Below are 288 nucleotides of genomic sequence, written 5' to 3' on the forward strand. Positions count from 1 at the left end.
TTTTTTCTATTAATTTTTATTCGAAAGTGAATCTTCATTTCTTGCAGAATGTTGAAATACACGAGCATTTCGTTTTTATTAATAATTCTTTTATTTTCCTTCACTAACGCTAATCCTGATTGTTTGCTGCCAATAAAGACGGGCCCTTGCAGGGGCAGTTTTCCAAGATATGCCTACGATTCATCGGAGGACAAATGCGTTGAATTCATCTACGGAGGTTGCCAAGCGAATGCTAATAATTTTGAGACTATAGAAGAGTGCGAAGCCGCCTGCCTGTACAATACGTGC

Annotated in this window: 1 protein-coding gene; it reads left to right on the plus strand. The window is 38.5% G+C overall.

The window, feature by feature from the left end:
* Window positions 1–48 precede the first annotated feature (48 nt).
* Window positions 49–288, plus strand: a 240-nt coding sequence (locus tag F0L74_RS34695; RefSeq protein WP_213087183.1) for a BPTI/Kunitz-type proteinase inhibitor domain-containing protein, incomplete at its 3' end; no start/stop codon positions are given.

Origin of the sequence: Chitinophaga agrisoli, from assembly GCF_008386695.1 — a bacterium.
Lineage (GTDB): Bacteria > Bacteroidota > Bacteroidia > Chitinophagales > Chitinophagaceae > Chitinophaga > Chitinophaga agrisoli.